At 53.6% G+C, this 7,585-nt stretch carries 2 protein-coding genes; both read left to right on the plus strand.

Features of this window, described 5'->3' with window-relative positions; all coding sequences use genetic code 11:
• Positions 1-9 precede the first annotated feature (9 nt).
• Entirely contained in the window at positions 10-6,294 is a 6,285-nt protein-coding gene (locus ONB37_20090; GenBank protein ID MDZ7402463.1) for an amino acid adenylation domain-containing protein, read from the plus strand.
• Between the two features lie 433 nt (positions 6,295-6,727).
• Positions 6,728-7,585 (plus strand): condensation domain-containing protein (locus ONB37_20095; protein MDZ7402464.1); only part of this gene is annotated, 858 nt, incomplete at its 3' end.

Consider the following 7,585-nt stretch of genomic DNA (forward strand, 5'->3'; position numbering starts at 1 on the left):
AAGCGACTGGTGGCGTATGTGGTTCCTGATCCCGATAATCCGCCCAGCAATGCTGAGCTGCGCAGCTATCTATTGGAGAAGCTGCCCGATTACATGGTGCCAGGCATCTTTGTGCGCATGGAGGCATTGCCCATTAATCCCAACGGCAAGTTGGATCGCAAGGCGCTGCCCGTGCCCGATCAATCCCGACCCGAAATGGAAAAGGCGTATGTTGCGCCTCGCACCAAATTCGAGGAGGCGCTGGCGAAGATGTGGCAGGAGATTCTGGGCATCGAGCGGGTGGGCATTTACGACAATTTCTTTGAGCTGGGTGGCAATTCGCTCCAGGCGGCGGTGTTCGTGAACAAGCTGCAAAAACTGATTAACGAAACGGTCCATGTCCGCTCGATCTTTTTGGCGCCGACTATAGCAGAGTTTTCGACTTACGCTAATGAATACTATTCGCATCTCCTGGCCAAATATTTTGGCGATGAAGCGGTTGAAACGACGGCATTGAAAATTGTCGAGGCAGAAATCGATAAGGCTAAAAAGATCCGTGCTGATCAGATCGAGCAATTTAGAAAAATTATCAAACCGCTGCCACCGAGGCCTGATGGCTTGGCGCCGAAAGAAAAGAATCCCCCCGCCATATTTGTGCTATCGCCGCCCCGATCGGGTTCGACGCTGTTTCGGGTGATGCTGGCGGGACACCCCCAATTGTTTGCGCCGCCCGAATTGGATCTGCTGTCGTTCAATACGCTTCGGGAACGCAAGGCAGCGTTCGAAAAGGAGCTGACCATCTGGCTGGAGGCTGCCTGGCGGGCGATCATGGAGATCAAAAGCTGCGACCTGGCCGAAGCCCAGCGCATCATGGCCGAGTGCGAAGAGCGCAATCTCTCTACCAAAGAATTCTATGCCTTGCTCCAGGAATGGATCGGCGACAAAATTCTGGTCGATAAGACGCCCTCTTATCCGCTGGATATCGAGATTTTGAAACGGGCCGAAGCCGACTTCGAGGATGTCAAATATATCCATCTGGTGCGGCATCCTTACGCTACGATCTATTCGTTCCTCGAGGCAAAACTGGACAAGAATTTCTTCCGTTATGAAAGCCCATTCACTCGTCGGGAACTGGCCGAATTGATCTGGCTGGTCTGCCATCAAAATATTCTCGAATTCCTGAAAGATATTCCCGCCGAACGCCAGTATCGACTGAAATTCGAGGATCTCGTCAGCGACCCAGAGACTTATGTGAGACAAATTTGCCAGTTCCTGCAGGTTGATTTCAACGAAGACATGCTCAAGCCGTACCAGGGCAAGCGCATGACCGATGGCGTGACCGAAAAATCCCAGATGGTCGGCGATTTCAAATTCTATCTGCACAAAAAGATCGATGACAATGCGGCCCATCGCTGGAAAAAAGTGCACTCCGAGGATTTTCTGAGCGAGTTCAGTTGGAGCCTGGCCGAACAGCTTGGTTATGAGCGGGAGCCAGCGACGAGCGGCGAGGAATTGCAACCCAAAGCAAGACGAGAATCGCTCACGGCGATCAAACCTGTGCCGAGAACTGGTGAATTGCCGCTCTCATACCAGCAACAGCGGCTCTGGTTTTTGGATCAAATGGCGCCAGGCAGCTCGAACTACAACATCCCCGTGGCCGTGCGGATCAGTGGCAAATTGAATATCGAGGCCACGATCCAGAGCCTGAACGAAATCATCCGTCGGCACGAGGTGTTGCGCACCAATTTCCTCACCATCGAAGGGAAGCCCGTGCCTGTTATTTCGCCCAGGCTGACCATCAATATGCCAATCAAAGACCTGTCGAACCTGAGCGAGCAGGAGCGAGAGGCGGTGGCACAGCAGGAAGCGATTCGGGAAGCCCTCCAGCCGTTCGACCTGGCGAAGGATGCGCTGATCCGTGGCCGAATTTTAAAGATGAGCAGCGAATCCTATGTGATGTTGTTGACCATGCACCATATCGTATCTGATGGCTGGTCCGCTGGCGTGATCATTCAGGAATTTGCCGCTTTGTATCAAGCGTTTGCCCAGGGGAAGCCAGCGCCATTGCCCGAGTTGCCTATCCAGTACATCGACTATGCCGCCTGGCAGCGGGAATGGCTGAAAGGCGATGTGTTGCAATTGCAATTGGATTACTGGCGGAAGCAATTAGAAGGTTGCCCGCCCGTGCTGGAACTGCCGACCGATCGGCCACGGCCTGCGGAAATCACTTACAACGGCGCCAGCGCCAGGCTGACCATCCCTGCCGATCTGACCGAAGAGATCAAGGCGTTCTGTCGGAAGGAGGGCGTCACCGAATTCATGGCATTGTTAGCGGCATTTCAGACGCTGCTGTATCGCTATTCAAGCCAGACCGATATTTGCGTGGGCACGCCCATCGCCAATCGTGGCAGAGCCGAGATCGAAAATCTGATCGGATTTTTTGTGAACACGCTGGTATTGCGAACCAAATTTTCAGGCCGACCCACCTTCCGAGAGGTGCTGAACCAGGTGCAGAAGACCAGCCTGGGCGCTTATGCGCATCAGGAGCTGCCCTTCGAGATGCTGGTGGATGTCATTCAGCCCGAGCGCAGCATGAGCCATACGCCGCTCTTCCAGGTGATGTTCGCCTTTCAAAATACGCCAGTGCAAGATTTGAAGCTGCCAGGGTTGATCATCAGCCCGTTTCAGACCAAAAGCGTCACCTCGAAATTCGATATCACCCTTTCGGTGCGGGAGTTCGAGGGCGAGTATCGTGGGCTGTGGGAGTACAACACCGATCTGTTCAACGAGGACACCATCAAGCGGATGGTGCGCCATTTCAAGACCCTGCTGAAAAATGCCGTGCAACAACCAGAGCTCAGCGTGGATCGGCTGCCCCTGTTAGAACTGGATGAACGCCAGCAATTGATCGTGGATTGGAACCGAACTGAAAAGGATTACCCGACCGATCGCTGCATCCATCAATTATTTGAAGAGCGAGCCAAATCTTCGCCTGAGGCGCTGGCTGTCGTCTGTGGCGACAAGCAATTGACCTACGGCGAGCTGAACGCTCGGGCCAATCAATTGGCGCACCTGCTGCGCAAAAAAGGCGTGGGGCCCGATACGCTGGTGGGACTCTGCGTGGAGCGCTCCGTCGAGATGATCGTCGGCATTCTGGGCATCATGAAGGCGGGTGGAGCTTACGCCGCACTGGATCCGAGTTATCCCGCCGAGCGCATCCAGTACATTCTGGAGGACTCGAAAATTTCGATTCTGCTCACGTTTTCTCATCTGAGAATGCTCGAATTGGAGGGTAAAGTGGAGCAGATCTGTCTGGATTCCGATTGGGAGGTAATTGCACGGGAGAGCAAAAAGAATCCGAAGAATCTGACCCAGCCTGAAAATCTAGCCTATCTGATTTACACTTCAGGCTCGACAGGCCGACCCAAAGGCGTGATGATGCCGCATCGGGGGGCGATCAATTTGTGGTCGGGATTGAACCAGGCGATCTATGCCAACCATCCCACCGATCGGCCGCTGAAGGTCAGTCTCAATGCGCCGCTGCTCTTTGACGCCTCGGTGCAGCAATTGGTGCAGTTGCTGAGCGGCCATGCCATTGACATCGTGCCCCAGGAGGCTCGACAGGATGGCGAGGCGCTGTTGGCCTATCTGCAGCAATCCAGGGTCGATGTGCTGGATTGCGTGCCGTCCCAGCTCAAGCTGCTGTTGGAGGCGGGGTTGTTGAACGGCAATGGGTGGATCCCGTCGATCTTTCTCCCTGGCGGCGAGGCTATTGACGAGGCCACCTGGAAAATTTTGCAACGGGCGGAGCGAACCGAATTTTACAACATGTACGGCCCGACCGAGTGCGCCGTGGATTCCACCATTGCCCGCATCAAAACTTCGGATGGCCGACCCGTGATTGGCCGACCGATCAATAATGCGGCGGTGTACGTATTGGACGCCAATCTGGAGGCGGTGCCCATCGGCGTGCCTGGGGAGCTGTACATCGCTGGTGAGGGATTGGCTCGGGGCTATCTCCATCGACCCGATCTGACGGCGGAGCGATTTTTGCCCGATCCGTTCAGCATCATCCCAGGCGAGCGGATGTATCGCACAGGCGATCTGGTGCGCTACCTGCCCGATGGCAATTTAGAATTTCTGGGCCGCATCGATCATCAGGTGAAAGTGCGGGGCTTCCGCATCGAACTGGGCGAGATCGAGTTTGCGCTGGAGCAGCATCTCGAGGTGAAGCAGGCGGTGGTGATCGTGCGGGAGGATGAGCCAGGAGTCAGGCGATTGGTGGGCTACATTGTCCCGAATGCCATGCCTGGGCCGAATTCATCTGATCTGAAAAATTTCTTAAAAACCAAATTGCCCGAATACATGATCCCCGCTGCCATCGTGACGCTGGAGGCCATGCCGTTGACGCCCAACGCTAAGATCGACCGCAAGGCGCTGCCGAAGCCAGAGATCACTCGGTCGGAATTGGAAGGCGCTTTTGTAGCGCCTCGCAATGAGATCGAGGAAAAATTGGCGGCCATCTGGAAACAACTGCTCGGCATCGATCAGGTCGGGGTGAACGACAATTTCTTTGAGCTGGGCGGCGATTCGATCCTCACCATTCAGGTGATCGCAAAGGCGAAACAGGTGGGCTTGCAATTGACTCCGAAGCAAATGTTCCAATATCCCACAATAGCGGGTTTGGCCTCGGTGGCAGGGACGGCGAAAACGATCCTGGCGGAACAGGGATTGGTGACGGGCGAAATTCCGCTGACGCCGATCCAGCATGCGTTCTTCGAGCAAAATTTGCCCGAGCCGCATCACTGGAATCAGTCGCTACTGTTGGAAATTCGCCAGGAAATGAATCTGGATTGGCTGAAGGAGGCAATTCGGCATCTGCTGAATCATCACGATGCGCTCAGGCTGCGGTTCGAGCGGACTGAGGATGGCTGGCGGCAGATCAATGGCGGCGAGCTGGCGGAGATGCCGTTTGAGTATTTTGATTTTTCAACGGTTGAAGCATCAGAGTTGGAAAATGAAACAGCTAATTCTAATGTCATTTCGATCCGCCAACAGGCGGAGAGAAATCTATTTATTTCAGAATCGCCAGAATTGTCAAAAATAGACACTGACAGATTCCTCCCTTCGGTCGGAATGACACCTCATTCATCAGAGGCAGAGCTATTGCTTAAAAGCAAGATCGAGGCAAAAGCTAATGAGATTCAGGCCAGCCTGGATTTGACCAGCGGCCGCATCGTCAAATTTGCCTATTTTGATCTCGGCAAAGGCAGGACGGGCAGGCTGCTGATCGTGATCCACCACACGGCCATCGACGGTGTGTCGTGGCGAATTTTGTTGGAAGATTTGTACACCGCCTACTTGCAGTTGAGTCAGGGCCAGAATGTGCAGTTGCCCGCCAAAACCACGTCGTTCCAGCAGTGGAGCCAGCGATTGACAGAATACGCCCAATCCGAGGCGCTGGAGAAAGAGCTGGCGTATTGGGACGAGCTGAGCCAAGTGTCGCTTTCGCTGCTGCCTGTTGATTTTCCAGGTGGAAGCAATCTGGAAAAGGATGCTGGACAGGTTGAGGTGGCTTTGAATAAAGAAGAAACCCAGGCGCTGCTGAAGGACGTGCCAGCGGCATTCGGCACGACCATCAACGACGTGCTGCTGACGGCGGTTGCCTCGGCCTTTGCGCATTGGACGGGCGAGAATTCGCTGCTGGTCGATCTGGAGGGCCATGGTCGTGAGGATCTTTTCGATGATGTCGATCTGTCTCGCACCGTGGGCTGGTTCACCAGTCTTTATCCCGTGCGATTGCAATCACCGAAGGGTCGGACGCTGGTGGATCGGCTGAGAGCGATCAAAGAGCAACTGCATCGGATCCCGAATCATGGGATCGGCTACGGGCTGTTGCGCTATTTGAATCAAAAAGCAGAAGTGCGAAAACGATTGCAGTCGCAGCCGCATCCCGAAGTGGCATTTAATTATTTGGGCCAATTCGATCATCTGGCCGATGAAGCCACGCCATTTGCGCCAGCGCCAGAATCCAGCGGCAATGAGCGCAGCCTGATTTCGCCCCGCAGCCATAAGATCATCATCAATGGCAGCGTGACAGGCGAATGTTTGAAGGTGACCTGGAATTACAGCCGAGCGCTGCATCGGGCCGAGACCATCGAGCAACTGGCCGAAGGATTTGTCGAGGCGTTGCGGAATATCATTACCCTGAGCCGCTCGCAAGAGGGGATTGGTTACACGCCATCGGATTTTTCAGATGTGAAGTTGGAGCAGGAAGAGTTGGAGGAGTTGGTGGCGGAATTGGAAGAAGCATGAGGGTAAAATTCCAAATAACAAAGACCAAATTCCAAATCAATTACAAATATCAAGGTTCAGAGAATTGTCAATGTTGAAATGGAATTCGTTGTTGACATCCCCCTAAATCCCCCTTCAAAGGGGGAATTGCAATAGATAGTTCCCTCCTTTGAAGAGGGACAAGGGGGATGTCGGTTTGTAGAGGAATTCAATAGCCGCACAATCAATTTCCGCATTATCAGAAATTTTGGGTATAGAATGAGGAAATAATTGATAATTCTCTCAAATAAATTTTATGCCTGATGATTTTAATATCTACATCCCCCTAAATCCCCCTTCAAAGGGGGACTTGCCATAGTTCCCCCCTTTGAAGGGGGGACAGGGGGGATGTAGTATAATTTGAAATAGAACGATTTCATTTCGATCTCGATTGAACGAAAAGGTTATGGCTGGTATGGATAAGAAAAACATCGAAGCGATTTATCCCCTGTCGCCGATGCAACAGGGAATGCTATTTCATAGCGTGTATGCGCCAGAGTCGGGCGTGTATCACGAGCAACTCACCTGTACGCTGGAGGGCGATCTGAATGTGGCCGCTTTCGAGCAGGCCTGGCGCCACATTGTGGATCGGCACTCGGTGCTGCGGACGTCGTTTGTGTACAAGCGGCTCGATAAAACCCTGCAGGTCGTCCACAAACAGGTGGAGTTGCCGTTTGAACAATTGGATTGGCGAGATCTCTCCGCAGAGGAGCAATCGCTTCGGCTGGAACAATTTTTGACCGAGAATCTGCAACGCCATTTCGACCTCAACAAGGCGCCGCTGATCCGACTGGCCGTAATCCGTCTTTCTGATCAAACCTATCAATTCGTCTGGAACCATCACCATCTGTTGTTGGATGGCTGGTCCATGCCCATCGTGATTCAGGAGGTCTTTGCCTGCTACGAAGCCCTGCGCCAGGACAAGCCCATTCAACTGCCGCCTGCTCGACCGTATCGGGATTACATCAACTGGCTGCAAAAACAGGATCAAGCCGCTGCAGAAAAGTACTGGCGCAATGAGCTCAAGGGATTCACTGCGCCCACACCGCTGATCAGCGATCCCGCATTGGATGGCAAGCTCATACCTGAAAAAGATTATGATGATCGAAAATTGTATCTTCCCGAGGAGGCCACTGCAAAGCTGGAGGCGCTGGCCCGCAAGCATCAATTGACTTTAAATACGATCGTGCAGGGCGCCTGGGCCATTCTGCTCAGCCGTTACAGCCATGAGCAGGACGTCCTGTTCGGCGCAACGGTTTCAGGTCGACCCGCC

This window comes from candidate division KSB1 bacterium (genome assembly GCA_034506395.1).
Classification (GTDB): domain Bacteria; phylum Zhuqueibacterota; class Zhuqueibacteria; order Thermofontimicrobiales; family Thermofontimicrobiaceae; genus Thermofontimicrobium.